Source organism: Leuconostoc holzapfelii (assembly GCF_012396485.1).
Classification (GTDB): Bacteria; Bacillota; Bacilli; order Lactobacillales; family Lactobacillaceae; genus Leuconostoc; species Leuconostoc holzapfelii.
This window is the reverse complement of the sequence record NZ_JAAXPO010000006.1, coordinates 83,389-101,539: the sequence shown is the minus strand read 5'-3', so window position 1 is coordinate 101,539 and position 18,151 is coordinate 83,389. Positions and strand designations below refer to the sequence as shown.

The window sequence follows — 18,151 nt, the reverse complement described above, 5'->3', positions numbered from 1 at the left end:
TGGATTGCTTTTTATTAAGCGATTGTTTTTAATTGGCCACGCACTTGGTCAAGTGACGTGTAACCCTTTGCTGTCAAAATGTCGGCTAATTCATTTTCAAGTCGTTCAAAAACGCCGATGCCTTCAACAGCCAATTGTGAACCAACTTCTACGAGATCAGCACCACATAACACATGGTCATAGACATCACGGCCAGTTGTGACGCCACCCGTACCAATAATTTTGATGTCGTCACGTAAACGGTCACGCAAAGCGCGTACATTGGCTAAAGCAGTTGCCTTAACGATTGTGCCACCCAAGCCGCCAAAACCAGCCTTTGGCTTAATCACAACGGTATCCGTTTGTGGATCAACAACCAAGCCATTACCAATCGAGTTGATCGTGTTGACAAATGCGAGCGGGAACTTGTTCAATACGGCGGCAATCATATCAAAGTGCACAATATCAAAGTAAGGCGGTAATTTAACCCCTAAAGGCTTCGTAAAGAAGGCAAAAGCTTCCGTTAAAATAGCTTCTGTCGCTTCAAAGTCGTAAGCAGTTTGTGGCTTACCAGGGACGTTTGGGCATGATAAATTCAATTCAATCAAGCCTTCAAAATCTGAAGCTTCCAATTGACGAAGCATGTCGAGATTGTCTTGTTTTGAGAGACCAGCAATAGAGAAGAAAATTGGCTTATTGGTTTGCTTTTGTGAGACGTAGTCCATGTAATAATCAAACCCAGCATTGGGGAGACCCATAGAATTAATTGTGCCCAGGTTTTGCGCCATTTCATAATAACGAGGCGTTGGGTTACCTTCACGCAAAGCTGGTGTTGCTGACTTTGTGACAACAGCACCAGTGTAATTTGAAGCTAAAACTGTGTCGAGTTCTTCTTTTGTCTGGCACATTACCCCAGCAGCGTTGAGTAAAATGTGATCAAAATTAAAATTTTGAATGGCGGCAGTTAATTCCATGTTTCGTCTCCTAAGGTTGGTGAAAGTTCACAAAATATTATTTCAAGTATATCAAAAAAATAAGCCGAAAAAAAGGTCAAAGGTTGGGTATAATGGAATTATGAAACAATTTAGAGTAAAAAACTTAAAAAGTATTTATGGCGAAAAAGTGTTATTTAACGATATCTCTTTTTTAATCACCGCAGGCGATCGCATTGGCTTAATTGGTGTGAACGGCTCGGGTAAAACATCACTATTAAATGCCATTGCCGGGGTTAATCCCGCTGATTCGGGACAAATCATTACCCAAAATGATTACACCATTGGCTATTTAACACAGAGTCCTGCCTTGGACGATAATGCACGCGTGATGGATGCGATTTTGTCGGGCGATCAACCGATTTTTCGCACCATTAGACAGTATGAACATGCTTTGCAAATTTTTGGTGAGAACCCAACAGATCAAAAAGCCGCGCAGCAATTTGAAGCGGCCCAAAACGCGATGGATCGCGACGATGCGTGGACGACTGAAGCCCACATTAAAGCCATCTTGACCCAGTTGCATATGCCAGAGTTACACCGTCAAATCAGTGAATTGTCTGGGGGACAGCGTAAGCGGGTTGGCTTGGCACAAGTCCTCATTGAAGCCCCTGATTTGCTGATTTTAGATGAACCAACGAACCATTTGGATTTTGATTCAATTGCTTGGTTAGAAAAATTCTTGTCTAATTATAAAGGCGCCGTGTTGGTCGTGACCCACGATCGCTATTTCTTAGATGCTGTGACGACGCGAATTTTCGAGTTATCATTTGGTGAGTTGTACGAGTATAAGGGGAATTATCAAGATTATATGGCGGGCAAGGCCGAGCGCGTTGCCCAATCAAAAGTCGCTGAACACAAGCAACAACAGCTCTATAAACAAGAACTAGCTTGGATGCGTAAATCAGCACGTGCACGGACGACCAAACAAACGGCACGCGAAAATGCTTTTGCAGAGCTAGAATCTCAGATGGGCACATTGAAACTAGACGAAGACGTGGCGGTAACACTTGGCCAGCAAAGGTTGGGGAAAAAAGTCATCGTTATTGATCACGCAACGATTCAATTTGCTGATCAGAAAATTTTAGATGATTTTAGTTTGCGGATTGCTGCGGGGGATCGTATTGGCATTACGGGTGAAAACGGTGCGGGTAAATCAACCTTTTTGAATGCCATTGCTGGTCAACTTCCGCTAACAAGCGGGGCAATCGAATTGGGCGAGACCGTGAAAATGGCTTACTATACGCAAGTGACTGAACCGATTCCCGAAGATAAGCGTGTCATTGCCTATTTGTCAGACGTTGCCAGTTCAGTGACTGATAAAGATGGCAATCAGGTCAGTGTTTCTGAATTACTGGAACAATTCCTGTTCCCACCCTTCATGCACGGCACATTAATTCGGAAATTGTCGGGTGGTGAAAAGCGTCGCTTGTACTTGCTGAAGCTTTTACTAGAACAGCCTAACGTGTTGCTGCTTGATGAGCCAACCAATGACTTGGATATCAGTACGTTAACTGTCTTGGAAGATTTCTTATCTGGTTTTGCTGGCACAGTGATTACTGTTTCTCATGATCGTTATTTCTTGGATAAAGTGGCCAATCAGCTTTATATGTTTCAAGGTAGCGGTGTCGTTGAACGTTATGATGGGTTGTTTAGCGAATATTTGGCCCAACATGCCGATGAGAAAGCAATCGCAACCCCTAAAATAGCACTTGACAAGCCTAAGCCGGCTGCGCCAGTTAAAAAGAAGTTGACCTATCATGAGAAAAAAGAATGGGAAACAATTGAAGACGAGATTACAGTATTAGAGACGCGCCTACAAGCCATTCCTGATGAAATGGCTCAATTCGGCACAGATTATATCAAATTAGGTGAGTTACAAAAAGAACAAGACCAACTCGAAGCCACACTTGAGAAAAAAATGTTACGCTGGGAGTATTTGAGTGACATTGTTGCGGGTTAAAATTTAGGAAAGACGGTCTGAAACGGCCGTCTTTTTTGAGCTATCGGTCATTTGGACGTATGATGTGCTGAGGATTGAACGATGAATTTAAAACAACAACTTTTAGCAGTGCATTTAACGCGAGGTATTGGGATCAAAACAGAGACGGCAATTATTGCTGCTGTTAAAGATCATCGGGTGCCCACCAGCTACCCCTGGCCAATAGATGTTGTCTTAGGTTTTGCAGATGTTCGTTTTGCGCCTTTGATACGACGAACATACACGAGTGCCGTGCAAAATGCGCAACAAACACGTGAAAGTTATCTCACTTACTTTGATTCAGCATACCCTTTAAGGCTGCGTGAAATTTTTGAACCTCCGTTGATTTTATTCTATGCTGGTCATCTGGAAGCTTTGAAATTACCCAGTTTATCGATTGTTGGGACGCGTGCGGCAACGCCATATGGTCTCAGCGTGTTACGAACACTATTACCCGCAGTCTTGCAACAAGATGTTGCGATTGTGTCAGGGCTGGCCAAAGGGATTGATGTGATGGCGCATCAAATGACGTTAGCCAATCTTGGCGTACCAATTGCGGTGATTGGCACAGGCCTAGATATGGCTTATCCTAGTGCACACCGCGGACTGCAACAACAAATCGCGCAACGCGGATTAGTGTTGAGTGAGTATCCTGCTGGCACAACGCCCCATAAATCTCATTTCCCTGCACGGAACCGAATCATTGCGGGTTTGTCTTCAGCAACCTTGGTTGTTGAAGCGAAGATGCAATCAGGCAGTTTAATTACGGCGAATTTAGCGTTACAAAATAATCGCGAAGTTTTAGCCATCCCAGGCAATCTTTTTTCCGCGACTGCGCAAGGAACGAATGAATTATTGCAACTTGGGGCAAAATTAGTGATGAATCCTACCGATATCCTGGAAAGTGTCCAAATTCTTGACACAATCTGATATGCTATATATTAAGAAGTGATTGGTAGGCATATCATATGGTAGAAACAGCAAAAAAAGCAGTAACAAAAACAACAAAAAAGCCAGCAAAGCGCAAGACGACCAAGACGAAGAAAAACTTGGTGATTGTTGAAAGTCCATCTAAGGCCAAAACCATCGAAAAATACTTGGGGAGTACCTATAAAGTCATTGCCAGCCTTGGTCATGTCAGAGACTTACCAAAGTCAACCCTTGGTGTCGATGTGTCAAATGACTACGCACCAAAATATATTAATATTCGGGGTAAGGGTGATGTCATTAAAGGGCTTCGGAAAGAAGCCAAGGCTGCCAAAAAAGTCTATTTGGCAAGCGATCCGGATCGCGAAGGTGAAGCCATTGCCTGGCATTTGCAACATATTTTAGACTTAGATGACACACAACCAAACCGCGTGGTGTTTAATGAAATTACCAAAGACACCATTAAAAATGCGTTTAAAACACCCCGTATAATTAATCAGGATTTGGTTGATGCACAGCAAGCACGGCGTATTTTGGACCGCTTGGTGGGGTATTCAATTTCACCAATTTTGTGGAAAACGGTGAAGCGCGGTCTGTCAGCTGGGCGAGTCCAGTCCGTGGCGTTGGGCTTAATTATTGCCCGTGAGCAAGAAATTCAAGCGTTTGAACCAGAAGAATACTGGACACTCGATTCAGAATTTAAAAAAATTCGGTCAAAATTCAAAGCCAATTTCTACGGCTTTGATGATCAAAAACAAAAGTTACCCGATCAGGCGAGCGTTCAAGCTGTCATGCAACGCTTGGATCGCACCGCAGACTTCGAAGTGGTTACGGTAGATGCCAAGGAACGAAAGCGTAACCCACAACTGCCATTTACCACATCAACCATGCAACAAACCGCCAATACGCAGTTGAACTTTCGTACGCGAAAAACAATGATGACGGCGCAGCAGTTGTATGAAGGCATTAATTTAGGTCGCGGGATTGGGCAAGTCGGGTTAATCACCTATATGCGAACAGATTCCACGCGAATTTCAAATGTGGCCAAAAATGCTACTGCACAATATATTCAAGATACTTGGGGTCCGGAATATTCCCGTCATCAGCCACTAAAAAGCGATCTGCCAGAAGGCGCCCAAGATGCGCATGAGGCCATTCGACCAACCGATGTTTTACGGACGCCAGAAAGCATTAAGGATAAACTCTCACCAGATCAACTGAAATTATATCGTTTAATTTGGTCGCGCTTTGTGGCAAGTCAGATGACACCTGAAGTATTGGATACAATGGCGGTGACATTGACGCAAAATGGCGTGATTTTCAGAGCTAATGGGTCAAAAACAAAATTTCAAGGGTTTACTAAAGCGTATCCTGCGGCGAAAGAGAAAGATAATGCCTTACCTGCTTTGTCGGTGGGAGACCAGGTACAACTCGCCAATATCAATCCCGAACAGCATTTTACTTTACCACCAGCCAGATACACGGAAGCTGCGTTAATTAAAGCGCTCGAAGAAAACGGTGTCGGGCGGCCGTCAACCTATGCGCCCACATTAGAGACGATTCAACGCCGGAATTATGTTCGGATCGATGCACGAAAATTTGTGCCGACTGAACTGGGTGACATCGTGCAAAAAATTGTCGTTGAGAATTTCCCAGATGTGACAGATACCCAATTCACTGCGCGTGTTGAGCATGAGTTAGACGAGGTCGAAACGGGGGATAAAAACTGGGTGCCAGTGATTGATTCCTTTTTCAAACCATTTTCAAAGGAAGTTGAAAATGCGGAAGCAACGCTTGAAAAGGTTATTATGCATGACGAACTCGCGGGCATGGACTGCGAGATGTGTGGTGCACCGATGATTGTTAAAATGGGCCGCTATGGGAAATTTTACGCCTGTGCACGCTTCCCAGATTGCCGCAATACGCAAACAATTATTAAAGAAATCGGCTTACCATGTCCGAAATGTCACAAGGGACAAGTTGTCGAGCGCAAAACAAAAAAGCAACGGACGTTTTATGGTTGTTCACGCTACCCGGACTGTGATTTCGTCACTTGGGATAAGCCAACAGAAAAAACATTACCTGACGGGACGACACCAAAAGAAACGGTTCAAACCGCAGAGAAATAATAAAAAACGGCGCAACACACCTGTGAATTCACGGGTGTGTTTTTGTATGCTTTAAAAAATGAGCACCGCATAAAATTTCTTTTATAATACTGTTGAATTTTATGAAACATAGGGGTAGAATATGAGATAGGTTTTGGAAGCGCTTACATTAAAACTGTGAAAGATTACATTTTGGTGTATGAAAGTAAGAGGAGAACAGATGAACTATCTCATTTTGGTAAGCCACGGCCAATTTGCTGACGGGCTAAAGGATGCTTTAGGCATGTTTGTTGGGGACAACATCACCACTGTCCGAGCGATTGGGTTACAGGCAGACGAAGACACAGCACAACTCGGCGCACGTTTTGAAACGCTTTTGGCCTCACTTGAACCGGATGCTAAGTTGGTGGTTTTGGGTGATATCATCGGCGGCAGTCCGTTAACTACCATCATTGATGTCTTGCATGCGCAAGGCCGACTGTCACAAACAATTGTTTTGGGTGGGATGAATTTCCCTATGGCACTCAACGCGGCAATTCTAAAGGATAGTTTATCGCCAGATGAGTTTGTACCAGCGGTGTTGAGTGAAGCCGCCTCGGCAGTTAAACCCTTTGAATTAACGGTTGATTCGGCCGATGATGATGACGAAATTTGAAAGGAACAAGATATTATGACAATTTCATTTGTACGTGTAGATGATCGTATTATTCATGGGCAAACCGTGACACGCTGGGCAAAAGAGTATCCATGTGACGGCTTGATTGCAGTTAATGATGCTGCGGCGAACAACCCAATTCTAAAAGACGCGTTCAAGAGCGCTTCAGAAAAGAAAACTTTTGTCTGGACATTGGCACACTTCAAGGAAAAGGCGCAACAGGTGCTTGAATCCGAACGCCAATACTTTCTTATCACTAAAACACCACAAGATATGAAAACGATTCTGGTGGATGACGGGTTTGTGCCAAGTGACATTAAGCAAGTTATTATTGGCCCCGCCAATGATCGACCTGAGGCTGTGAAATTAGGCAATAACCAATCAATCACACCAGATGAAGCACAAGCCTTTGAAGCGATTCAAAAGCAAGGCTATCGCGTGAAGTTCCAATTGTTGCCAGATGTTTCAATTGGCTATTGGGATGATTTCAAGGGAAAGTTTAATCTGTAAGCCATCTATCTTAAGGGGATTGAGAATATGACAATTAGTTGGATACAAGCATGCATTTTAGGGGTTTTTGCCAGTTTGTCATCGATGCCAGGTATGGCAGGGTCAACAATTGGTAATTACACACTGGGTCGGCCGCTGGTTGGTGGTTTGGTCTGTGGTTTAGTTTTGGGTGATTTGAAGATGGGTATCGCCGCCGGTGTTGCCATGCAGTTGGTTTACATCGCGCTGGTCACACCGGGTGGTACGGTTTCCGCGGACGTGCGTGCTGTATCATATATCGGTATTCCGCTGGCCATGGTGGCTATTCATTCACAAGGCTTGGCAGCCACATCAGCTAACGCTGCTGATTTAGCTAAGTCAATGGGAACTTTGGTTGGGACTGTGGGCACGGTGCTCTTCTACGGTACCGCAACCATGAACCTTGTCTGGCAGCACATGGGTTGGCGCGCTGTTGAAAAGGGTGACTTCCACAAGTTATATGCCGTGGATTGGGGCTATCCTTGGATTTCACATTTAATTTTCTCATTTTTGCCAACGGTTTTGATGACACATTTTGGGGCGAATGCTGTGCAAGCTTTGAAGACAGCTTTGCCAATGGATGGCATTCCAATGAAGACGTTGTTCACAGTCGGTGCTTTGCTACCCTGTGTCGGAATTGCGATTTTGCTCAAGCAAATTGTTGATTCACCCGTTGATTTTATTCCGTTCTTTGTCGGCTTCACATTCGCGGCATCATTGAAGTTGAACCTTGTTTCTGTGACGGTTGTTTCGCTAATCTTTGCGATGATTTCATACAAGTTGGATATGGCCATTAGTGCTAATCGCCAACCAGCACCGGCGAGTTCGGGTGGTGGCAGCGTAACTGATGATGAGGAAGATGAGGATATTTAAAATGGAGAATACAACAAAGAAGACCATTTCTCGCAAGACATTAAACAAGTCCTTCCATCACTGGTTTTATGGTCATTTGACTGCTTTCTCGCAGGAACACATGCAGACCTTTGGTTACTTGACCTCCATGTTACCTATTGTGGAAGAACTTTATGATAATAAAGCAGACCAAGAAAAGGCGATGAAAACCTATACCGCCTTCTTTAATACTGAACCACAACTCGGTTCAATTATTGTCGGTATTACGGCGAGTTTAGAAGAGGCGCGAGCCAATGATGGTGGCGTGGATGATTCCACAATTAATGGCTTGCGTGCAGGATTGATGGGACCCATCGCTGGTATTGGAGATTCCCTAGTCGTGGGGACACTGATCCCTGTTATTTTGGGTATTGCGCTGGGGATGTCTGATGGTGGTTCACCGTTAGGGGCAATCTTTTATATCATTGTTTGGAACCTACTCGGATACTTCGGGATGCGCTTTGCCTACTTTAAAGGCTATGAACTAGGGGACAAAGCGGTAGGAATTCTCGTTGGTGCCCAAGGTAAAGCCATTCGTAAGGCGATCGGTACAGTTGGTGGCATGGTGGTTGGTGGCGTGGCGGCGACTTGGGTCACGGTAAAAACCTCATTTAAGCTGACGAACTCATCTGGGAAAGCCTATCTTGTCTTGCAAGATAAGCTGGATGCCGTTTATCCTGGGCTTTTGACGGCGGCATTTATCGTCTTATGCTGGTCGTTGATGGCCAAAAAGAATATTTCACCAATCCGCGTGATGCTGATTTTGGTGGTTGTCGCCTTAGCTGGTGTTTTGGTTGGCTTCTTTAACCCAGGTTTGACCTATTAAAAGAAGCGAGATGGAGGGACGTATGACACAACAAACGCTGATCGCAGGATATCAAAATGAAATCAGTTTTCAACGCCACATGTTGTATAATCTGCAACGTTGGCAATCCATGTTTTCCATGGTAGTTGGCATTGGTGTGCTGATGTTGTATTTCTTCCGCCAACAAAGCATTTGGTTATTTGGTGCTGGGATTGCATTGACCATGATAGGTGTTCTGATGATTTTGGTCATTGGTTATGGCATTTACCATGGTAAAAAGAATTTGCAGCGCGTTGTGCTACGTTATGAACGAGAGACACAGCCGACAGGTGTCAAATAGCGATTAAAAACCAGCAGGCATGAAGCAGCCTGCTGGTTTTTAGATGTCTGTTTACGCGATTTTGACACAATCTAAACAACCTCACCACATCATTTTGTTATGGTGGAAACTGAGGTGAGGTATGTTAAAACTAAAAAGACAGTTCTCCGCTGCAGAGTGGGGGTGGATAAGCTATGATTGGGCGAATTCGAGTTTTAGCTTGATTGTGGTTACTGCTGTGTTGCCACTTTGGCTAGCTAATGTGGGACAGCGGGTAGGCATCACAACGGCAGAAACCACGGCGTATTGGTCCTATGCGAATGCGTTTGCCACAATGATTGTTGCCCTTTTGGCCCCATTACTGGGCGCGTTAGCTGATTTTCGTGGCTGGAAAAAACGAGCTTGGTTGGTGTCAACAGCTCTGGGGGTGCTGGGCACAGCGTTGTTAGCCGCTGTACCGAACACATCATTTTGGGGATTACTGGGCTTGTTTGTTTTGGCTAATATTAATTACAGTGTGGCCAACATTTATTATGACGCCTTTCTCACAGATGTGGCACCGGCTGAACGAATGGCTAGCGTGTCGAGTTGGGGCTTTGGCTTAGGGTATGTCGGTGGCGTCATCCCGTTCATCCTTTTTTATAGCGGCCGTGTATTTTTTTCTGGCCAAGCAAGTGTGGTATTTGCTTTTATTTTGGCGGCCGTTTGGTGGGGCATTTTTTCCATACCAATGTGGCGTCACGTGGCGCAAAAATACTATTTACAGATTCCAAAACATCCCATTCGGCAGGCTTTTAAAAGATTACAGACGACTTTTGGTCATATCAAACAATATCCAAAAGTCGTTGGTTTTTTACTGGCGTATTTTTTTTATATTGATGGGGTCAACACCATCATTACTGAAGCTTCGTTGTTTGCGACGGCTTTGGGGATCAAGATGACTGAATTGCTGACGATTTTACTTTTTGTTCAGTTGGTGGCTTTTCCATCGGCTATTATCTTTGGTCGGTTAACGCGCCGGTTTGGCGCCAGTCAGATGATTCGAGTCGGTATTTTAATTTATAGTGGCATTTCAATCATGGCCGTGTTGATTACGACCTCATGGGGATTTTGGCTGATGGCTTTGTTGATTGGTAGTGCTCAAGGTGGCATTCAAGCCATTAGCCGTGCTTACTTTGGGCAAATCATTCCAAAGGCATTTGCCGGGGAATTCTTTGGGTTCTATAATATTTTTGGCCGTTTTTCCGCCGTGCTTGGGCCGATTGTTTTCGGTGGGGTGGCCGCGATAACTGGGCATGTGCAATTCGGCGCTGGCGCACTGGTCATCTTTTTTGTTATTGGTGGTGTGATTTTTATAAAATATGCGTCGTAAATTGATGATAAAAAGCCGATTCGCAAGCAGCGAATCGGCTTTTTGTGTTGAACTCATCACATTAGATTGCGTCAATATAAGTCATCAAGAGATGTGCAATCGTTGCTTTTGGTGCTGGTTCTGGCGCGTTTAGCCAATCCACTAGAACTCCGATAATACCGGTGACTGAAAAAACCACGGTGTAATAATCTGTGACATTTGCTGCGTCACGTTGCTCAAATGTGAGTACTTTTTGAATAAATCGTGGTTTAATTTGCGCGATAAAATTAGTGCCATTAACGTGTTCCAGTGTTTTCATTGCATGTCGCTGCGTGTCGATATAATCCGTGAGTTGTGTTGTGAGGATTGTAAAAGAGGCCTTCCCATTGTTTGGATAGGTGGTTTCAAAGCGTTCAAATAACCCATCGACGATATCAGCAACACAGTGGTGATAAAGGTCTTGGATATCATCAAAATGTAAATAAAACGTACTTCGCGAGGTATTCGCCACCGCGACGAGGGATTTGACGGTGATTGCGCCAAGATCATGGGTCTGGAGTAGTTGGTAAAGGGCAGATTTCAAAGTGTTTTGTGTGCGAGTGGTCCGGCGATCAGTTGGCATGAGGTACTCCGTTAGTAGGCAGTTTGCAACAAAGTGTTCATTAATGGACACTTTCTGTGGTTTTATACTTCATTTGAAGTGCTGAATTATTTATAATACATGAAAACCAAGATGTAAAGGGGCAAGTATTCATGAAAATAATGCAATGTTGGTTTCAAGATCTTCGTCACAGATGGCTTAAGGTAGCAGATGATTGGCCGACCGGTTATAAAATTTACTGTCATCACATGAATTAGTTTAAAACAGGAAGTAAATAAATGTCATTTGTAAAAAATAAATATCATCTCTGGTTCTTTTTTTGGTTCGTTATTACAGCACTTGCTGTTTTTTTGATACCAAGTGATGACCAACTGAAACAAAATGATCAAGTCCCGGCTACCTACCAAAGTGCGCAGGCCAAGCAAATAGCCAGTCAATTCCATGCCAATGAAAAAGGGGCTAAAACAGTGGTTATTGTGTATAGCAATGGCAAAAAGCCTTTGACAACACAGCAAAATCAAGCCATTGATCAGACAGTGCGCCACATCAAGCAACAGGCAAGTCAACACCACATTGTCCGCGTGATCGATGCTGCTGACGGCTCGGATGAAAAAGCGCAATTGGTGTCAAAAGACCAGACAACGCGGCTGGTTCAATTAACGGTGAAATCAACTCAGATTCAAAAAATGACTCGGGATTTGTCTCGTCTAGCACAAACCAAAGGGGTGTCATCTGCGGTGACAGGGAGTGATATTTTGGATCAAGCTTTCACTGATGCCACAGCGACGGGCGTGGCAAAAACAGAAGTGATAGCGGTTATTTTCATTTTCGTGGTCTTAATTTTTGTCTTTAAGTCACCAATTACACCCATTCTGTCGCTTGCGACCGTTGGCATTTCAGCAGTGATTGGGATTAGCCTGGTCTATAATATGGTGAAATATTTGGGGTTATCTTATTCTGATTTGACGGAACCTTTTATCATTATTGTGCTTTTTGGTATTGGAACAGATTATAATATCTTATTATTTAATGAATTCAGACAAGGCTTAACACAAGGACTTGATAAATGGCAGGCTTCACGGTCGGCACTTCGAGTAGGTGGTCGGACCATCATTTTTGCTGGTGTATCTGTCCTAATTGGTATGGGAACCCTTTACTTTGCTGATTTTTACCTTTATAAATCTGCCTTCGGGATTGCCATTGGTATCGCAGTACTGCTTTTGGTGCTATTGACGTTAAATCCGTGGTTGATGACAACGTTTGGATATGCTATGTTTTGGCCTGTGAAAAAGTTTTCTGGCGAGCGTGAAAGCCGCCTGTGGCAGTTTTTTGCCAAAACGGCGATTGCTAGACCACTCATTGCCGTCGGCACGTTGTTGCTTTTGGTCGTGCCAGTGGCCATTCAACAGCATGGTGACTTGAATTATGATAGTGCAGTCGAAGTGAGTGATCAGATTCCAGCAAAGCGGGGCTATCTTACCATTCAGCAGCACTTTTCAAAAGGCATCGCATCTCCCACGACGATTTATATCAAAGCGCATCAATCGTTGGATAATTCTAATAGTCTACAGGTGATTGATCAAGTCACGCAAAATTTAAAAACGATAGCTCGTGTCGATCAGGTGATGTCAGTGACCCAACCAACCGGTTCGCCGCTGAAGGCATTGTACGTCAAAAATCAATTAGCTGATGTGACGACCGGTCTTGGTGACACTAGTCAAGGTTTAACAACTATCCAATCCGGGCTAAATGCAGCGAAGTCAAAAGTTGACCAAGCCAATATGGGGGATAGTGTGGCATCGGTTAATGCTTTGGGTGCCGGTTCACAACAGGTTGCAGCCGGTGCGGCGACTTTACAAAAGGGTATCAGCCAGATAACTGCTAATGTCAATCAGTTGCATCAACAATTAGGTGCTGGCGCGAATCAAGCTGCCGCCGTTAACCAACTTGTCATGGCCTTGCCAGCGCTGAATCAAGCGATTGCCGAACTCAACGCACGCGTGCACACAGTTGGCAATACACAAAATAATGGTGCGGGCATGCAATTGACCCAAATTGGTCAATCTGCTTCAGACATTGGCGCACAACTCAGGGCTATCAATACTGTTTTACAAGATAACCAAGCAGCGCCACGAATTGATTCACAGGCATTGATTGCGCAGATGAAACAATCAGGGGTTGTTTTATCACCAGCCCAAGAAAAGATAATTCAAGATAATATGACCCAACAACAGCAAGCCGCACAGGCAACCCAACAAATGGTGGCGGATAAACTACAAAAAATTGGTACCGCTGCACAAACCATTGGGGACTCAGATGCTGCGTTAGCTACCCAAATGCAAGGGCTTAACGCCACCACGACACAGTTACAACAAGCTATTGGCCAATTGACGGGGATGGCCAATACGTTATTGCCTGCTTCAGCTGCAACGATCACACAACTATCGCAGGGGATGCGTGACCTTAGCGATGGGACGACGCAATTAGCAACGGCGATGAATACTGTCAATGACAATACCGGCACATTAACGCAAGGGGCGCAACAAGTCGCCAATGGTAACGGGCAATTAGCTAATGGTATGAGCGGATTAGCGAATCAAATGTCAACGCTGTCGGGTGGTCTTGGACGTGCAACCCAAGGGTTAACTGACGTGAACGGCGGCACACAAGCGATTAATCGTTATGTTGCCGCATTACAAAAGACAAAATCAGCTGAGGTGTTTTATATGCCGAATGCTAGTATTCATCGACCAGATTTCAAAGCCGCACTAGATAACTATTTATCAGATAATAGAAAAATCGCCTTATTGACGGTTAATTTGAAAGGCGACCCAACGACTGTGCAGGCAACGCAAACGATTGATGATATTCATGCGGTCGTATTAGCGAGTCTTGCTGGGACCAAGTTAGCTCATGCACAAGTCGCTATTGGTGGTCAAACGTCTGCGACAAAGGATCTCAATGATTTAGCCTCGCAGGATTTCTTCAAAACGGCCATATTAATGCTCAGTGGGATTTTGTTCGCATTATTATTTGTGACACGGTCAATCTGGCAATCATTGGCCATTGAGGCCACGCTTGTCTTATCTTATTATACAGCGTTGAATCTCGTTTATTGGGTTTCAGATCTTTTCTTAGGCCAACATCATTTAACTTGGAATACGCCATTTTTTGCCTTTATTATGTTAATTTCACTTGGCGTTGATTACACCATCTTCTTGATGCTGAAGTATCGCGATGAATTGGCAGCACAAGGGGATATTCAAGGGCATGTCAGAACCAGTATCATGAAGGCTACTGCAATGATTGGGACTGTCGTACTCTCTGCGGCAATCATCCTTGCGGGAACTTTTGCGGCACTGATTCCGTCAGGTGTCCTAACGTTAATCCAGGTCGCTTTAGTCGTCATTGTTGGTTTAGTCTTATTGGTCATTCTAATTCCGCTCGTGTTACCAGCGGTGATTCAACTCACTTCACCATCAACATTGGGCCAAAAGCGCCGTGTTGTTAACAAGCGCAAGTGATAAATGATTTAGTTGACATAATCCAGACGTCGCAAAAGTAAAATCCTTTGATATCAATGATTTAGGCAATTCAATTGACTTGACAAATCACGTCTCAGCACGTATAATTTTTATACAGTTCAAATTTATGTCGCAGACTGTTGTCTGCGACTTTTGTTGTTGAAAGGCGGCTATGGCAGGTCGAATTCCAGATGCCTTCATTGATGAAGTGCGTAAAAAAGTGAATATTATTGATGTCATCGGCGAGTATACTCAGCTCGTTAAGCGTGGCCGCCAATGGAATGGCTCGTGCCCATTCCATGATGATCGCCATCCTTCACTCTTTGTTGAAGAAAATAAACAGGTCTTCAATTGTTTCTCTTGTGGTCGTTCGGGTTCAGTTTTTTCATTTGTGATGGAAAAAGAGGGGTTAAGCTACCCCGAGGCCATCTTGGCATTAGCCGAAAAAGCCGACATACCAATTGACCACCAGCTCACAGCACATGCCGTACAGCCAATTGATCAAACGACGCAAGCAATTTATGATTTGCACGCCGCGGCCCAACGTTTGTATCAACATGTGTTGTTAAATACAACTTCAGGCGAAAAAGCGTTGGCGTATTTGCACGAGCAACGTCAACTGACTCATGATGTGATTAAGCAGTTTGGTATTGGATTTGTGCCAGATGACAACGTGCTGTTGCAGTATGCTAAAGAGCAGAACTTGTCGCCAGATGTGTTGCAAGCTTCCGAGTTATTTATTACCAATGATCATGGGGTGATGCGCGATCGCTTCGCCGGGCGTGTGGTTTGGCCGATTAAAACAGAACGCGGGCAAGTGGTCGGCTTTTCTGGCCGGGCATTAGATCGTCAAAATACGATCAAGTATATGAATAGTCCTGAAAGTCCTTTTTTCACAAAAGGGAAAATTCTTTATAACTTTGATCAGGCTAAAAACAAAATTCGCCAATCAGGAACGGCCCTGATATTTGAAGGATTTATGGATGTGATTGCGGCTGACATGGCAGGGACGCCCACTGGTGTTGCGACGATGGGCACGGCATTGACACCAGAGCATGTGCAACAACTGGCGCGTGTCGCCCAGCGGCTATTGCTTGTTTATGATGGCGATGACGCTGGTCAAACGGCAGCCAAGCGAGCCATTTCGCTGGTCAAAACCCATGCTCAGCAACTAGAGATTGGTGTGGTCTATTTACCTGATCAACTTGATCCAGATGAAGTACGAATCAAGCGTGGTCCGGCAGCACTGCAACAAGCACTCACGCAAAATATTCAAACACCGGTTGAATTTTTAGTCAATGCGGCGCGAACGGGTAAAAATCTTAGCAATCAGGGCCAATATCTGGCCTTTTTGCAAGAGGTGATGCAGACGTTACAACAAGCAACGCCAGTGGAACAAGATTTACAGCTGACAAAAATTGCTAATGAGTTTGGCACGTCAAAACAAGCCTTACAAGCACAATTGCAACAAACCAAAGCCCCATCGCAAACGACCAGACAAGCCAAAGGACACAAGCCAGCAGACGCGTTTGAAGATTATATGGCGCCACCGCCAATGATGGCTGGGGCATATGAAGCCCCAAGTCAGCAGCCAATTGGCCAAAAACTGACCAAAGTTGAACAGGCTGAGCGGGCGTTAATTATGGCGATGATTAAATCGCCGCAAGTCTTATCGCAAGTCAAGGCCACAACAGGTTTTGCCTTTGTGCATCCTGATTATCAGCTCCTCATGATGTTGGCGGCAATCTATCAAGGCCAACATCCAGAACCGTTTGATTTAGCACAATTTATGGATTTTATCCAAAAACCTGAACTCAATCAAATCATTATGGCCGTTGATCGTGCGTACGGTGATTTAACGATTGAGCAAGAAGCCATTCATGATTATTTGCAAATCATCATGAAAGAAGCCCCTGTTGCCGCGCGTATTCAGACGTTGCAACAACGCATTAACATTGCTAAACAGCAGCATGATGATACAAAGCTCTTGCAATTAATGACCGAATTGATTAATATTAAAAAACAGCACTCGGGGTAACTGGCTTGGCCAGATGTAAGCACCCACGCTTAGGAGAAATAAAACATGGCAACAATTTTAGCCTCAAGTAAGATTTCAGATATCAAAGATTACCTAGATTCACAAAATATTTCATATAACAGCCGTGCCAAAAAAGCTGAACTATTAGCCTTAGCGCAGGGTAAAACACCTGAAGAAGCAGCAGCAGCCGGTCGCGCATCAAAACCAAAAGCTGCTAAGAAATCTGGCATTATTAAGAGCCCAGAATACGATAAAGCCGTTAAGGCCTTGATTGCTGAATTTAAGCCGGCCAAAGAGGTCACTTATGCGACGTTATCTGCACGATTGGCGGAACCATTCCATTTAGATGGCGAAAATATTGAACGCTTGATGGAAAAAGTCGAAGATGCCGGTGTGGCGATTGTTGATGAGAAGGGCGAACCTGCCCCAGAAGTGTTGAAGGCCAAGCAAAACAAGCCATCCAAAGAAGAGCTTGAACAAGCCGAAGATACACCAGCTGGGATTAAAATTAATGATCCTGTGCGCATGTATTTAAAAGAAATTGGCCGGGTTAACCTGCTTAAAGGTGATGAAGAAATCAACATTGCCAAGCGTATTGAAGCTGGTGACGTGGAAGCCAAGCAAGAATTGGCGGAAGCTAACTTGCGTTTGGTGGTCTCAATTGCCAAGCGTTACGTTGGTCGTGGGATGCAATTCTTGGATTTGATTCAAGAAGGTAACATGGGCTTGATGAAGGCCGTTGATAAGTTTGACTACACAAAGGGCTTTAAGTTCTCAACGTATGCCACTTGGTGGATTCGTCAAGCGATTACACGTGCCATCGCCGACCAAGCCCGTACAATCCGTATTCCAGTGCACATGGTGGAAACAATCAACAAGTTGATTCGTATCCAACGTCAATTGTTGCAAGATTTGGGTCGTGAACCTTTGCCTGAAGAAATTGGTGCCGAAATGGATTTGACGCCTGATAAGGTCCGTGAAATCTTGAAGATTGCTCAAGAACCCGTGTCACTGGAAACACCAATTGGTGAAGAGGATGATTCACACTTGGGTGATTTCATTGAAGATAACGAAGCCATTTCACCAGCAGATTCAGCGGCGTATGAAATGTTGCGCGATCAATTAGAATCTGTTTTGGAAACGTTGACGGACCGTGAAGAAAACGTCTTGCGTTTACGTTTTGGTTTGGAAGATGGCCGTACCCGCACACTTGAAGAAGTGGGTCGTGTCTTTGGGGTGACCCGTGAACGGATTCGCCAAATCGAGGCGAAGGCGTTACGTAAGTTGCGCCACCCAAGTCGTTCCAAGCAATTGAAAGACTTTATGGATGACGGCAATAACTAAAATAATTGTCAGGCCACGCGTTGCGTGGCTTTTTCAATGCGGCTGTGTTATGCTGTTATTTAGCGGTTCATCAACCATCCCGCTTAAAAAAACTAGGAGATTGCAACC

The 18,151-nt window shown here is 44.5% G+C and carries 14 protein-coding genes and 1 riboswitch; of the genes, 12 read left to right on the top strand and 2 right to left on the bottom strand.

Translation table 11 applies throughout. The features are described from left to right. Positions 1-14: 14 nt before the first annotated feature. On the bottom strand, positions 15-953 hold the full coding sequence (locus HF966_RS06435) for a dihydroorotate oxidase (protein ID WP_168677233.1): 939 nt from the start codon (positions 951-953) through the stop codon (positions 15-17). 100 nt (positions 954-1,053) lie between these two features. On the opposite strand from HF966_RS06435, the gene HF966_RS06430 reads away from it, so the two are divergent. The 9 genes from HF966_RS06430 (at position 1,054) to HF966_RS06390 (ending at position 10,557) form a co-directional block, all read left to right on the top strand. Beyond that, positions 1,054-2,934 carry an ABC-F family ATP-binding cassette domain-containing protein gene (locus HF966_RS06430; protein WP_168677232.1) on the top strand — a complete coding sequence of 627 codons (1,881 nt, stop codon included), beginning with the start codon at positions 1,054-1,056 and terminating at the stop codon, positions 2,932-2,934. Between the two features lie 81 nt (positions 2,935-3,015). After that, positions 3,016-3,882, top strand: a complete 867-nt coding sequence (gene dprA, locus HF966_RS06425) for a DNA-processing protein DprA (protein WP_168677230.1) — start codon at positions 3,016-3,018, stop codon at positions 3,880-3,882. A gap of 38 nt (positions 3,883-3,920) precedes the next feature. Next, a complete protein-coding gene (topA, locus tag HF966_RS06420) occupies positions 3,921-6,008 on the top strand; it encodes a type I DNA topoisomerase (protein ID WP_168677229.1) in 2,088 nt (695 codons plus the stop codon). Between the two features lie 199 nt (positions 6,009-6,207). Then, a complete protein-coding gene (locus tag HF966_RS06415) occupies positions 6,208-6,642 on the top strand; it encodes a PTS sugar transporter subunit IIA (protein ID WP_168677227.1) in 435 nt (144 codons plus the stop codon). A 15-nt stretch (positions 6,643-6,657) separates the two neighbouring features. Then, positions 6,658-7,152: a PTS sugar transporter subunit IIB gene (locus HF966_RS06410; protein WP_168677226.1), complete on the top strand. Its 495-nt coding sequence runs from the start codon at positions 6,658-6,660 to the stop codon at positions 7,150-7,152. Between the two features lie 27 nt (positions 7,153-7,179). Then, positions 7,180-8,043 carry a PTS mannose/fructose/sorbose/N-acetylgalactosamine transporter subunit IIC gene (locus tag HF966_RS06405; RefSeq protein WP_168677225.1) on the top strand — a complete coding sequence of 288 codons (864 nt, stop codon included), beginning with the start codon at positions 7,180-7,182 and terminating at the stop codon, positions 8,041-8,043. Between the two features lies 1 nt (position 8,044). Next, entirely contained in the window at positions 8,045-8,887 is an 843-nt protein-coding gene (locus HF966_RS06400) for a PTS system mannose/fructose/sorbose family transporter subunit IID (RefSeq protein ID WP_168677223.1), read from the top strand. Between the two features lie 22 nt (positions 8,888-8,909). After that, positions 8,910-9,206 carry a PTS sugar transporter gene (locus HF966_RS06395; RefSeq protein WP_168677222.1) on the top strand — a complete coding sequence of 99 codons (297 nt, stop codon included), beginning with the start codon at positions 8,910-8,912 and terminating at the stop codon, positions 9,204-9,206. Positions 9,207-9,327: 121 nt separating this feature from the next. Next, positions 9,328-10,557, top strand: coding sequence for an MFS transporter (locus HF966_RS06390; protein ID WP_168677220.1), 1,230 nt, complete (start codon positions 9,328-9,330; stop codon positions 10,555-10,557). Positions 10,558-10,618: 61 nt separating this feature from the next. On the opposite strand, the gene HF966_RS06385 is transcribed toward HF966_RS06390, so the two are convergent. Beyond that, positions 10,619-11,158: a TetR/AcrR family transcriptional regulator gene (locus tag HF966_RS06385; RefSeq protein WP_168677219.1), complete on the bottom strand. Its 540-nt coding sequence runs from the start codon at positions 11,156-11,158 to the stop codon at positions 10,619-10,621. A gap of 257 nt (positions 11,159-11,415) precedes the next feature. Here HF966_RS06385 and HF966_RS06380 point away from each other — a divergent pair, with 257 nt between their 5' ends. The 3 genes from HF966_RS06380 to rpoD all read left to right on the top strand — a co-directional run bounded on the left by HF966_RS06380 (position 11,416) and on the right by rpoD (position 18,043). Further along, positions 11,416-14,661 carry an MMPL family transporter gene (locus HF966_RS06380; protein WP_168677218.1) on the top strand — a complete coding sequence of 1,082 codons (3,246 nt, stop codon included), beginning with the start codon at positions 11,416-11,418 and terminating at the stop codon, positions 14,659-14,661. 172 nt (positions 14,662-14,833) lie between these two features. Then, on the top strand, positions 14,834-16,699 hold the full coding sequence (gene dnaG / locus HF966_RS06375) for a DNA primase (RefSeq protein ID WP_168677216.1): 1,866 nt from the start codon (positions 14,834-14,836) through the stop codon (positions 16,697-16,699). A gap of 45 nt (positions 16,700-16,744) precedes the next feature. Then, entirely contained in the window at positions 16,745-18,043 is a 1,299-nt protein-coding gene (gene rpoD, locus HF966_RS06370; protein WP_210729364.1) for an RNA polymerase sigma factor RpoD, read from the top strand. A 56-nt stretch (positions 18,044-18,099) separates the two neighbouring features. Beyond that, positions 18,100-18,145: riboswitch (PreQ1 riboswitch) on the top strand. The last annotated feature ends 6 nt before the right edge of the window (positions 18,146-18,151 follow it).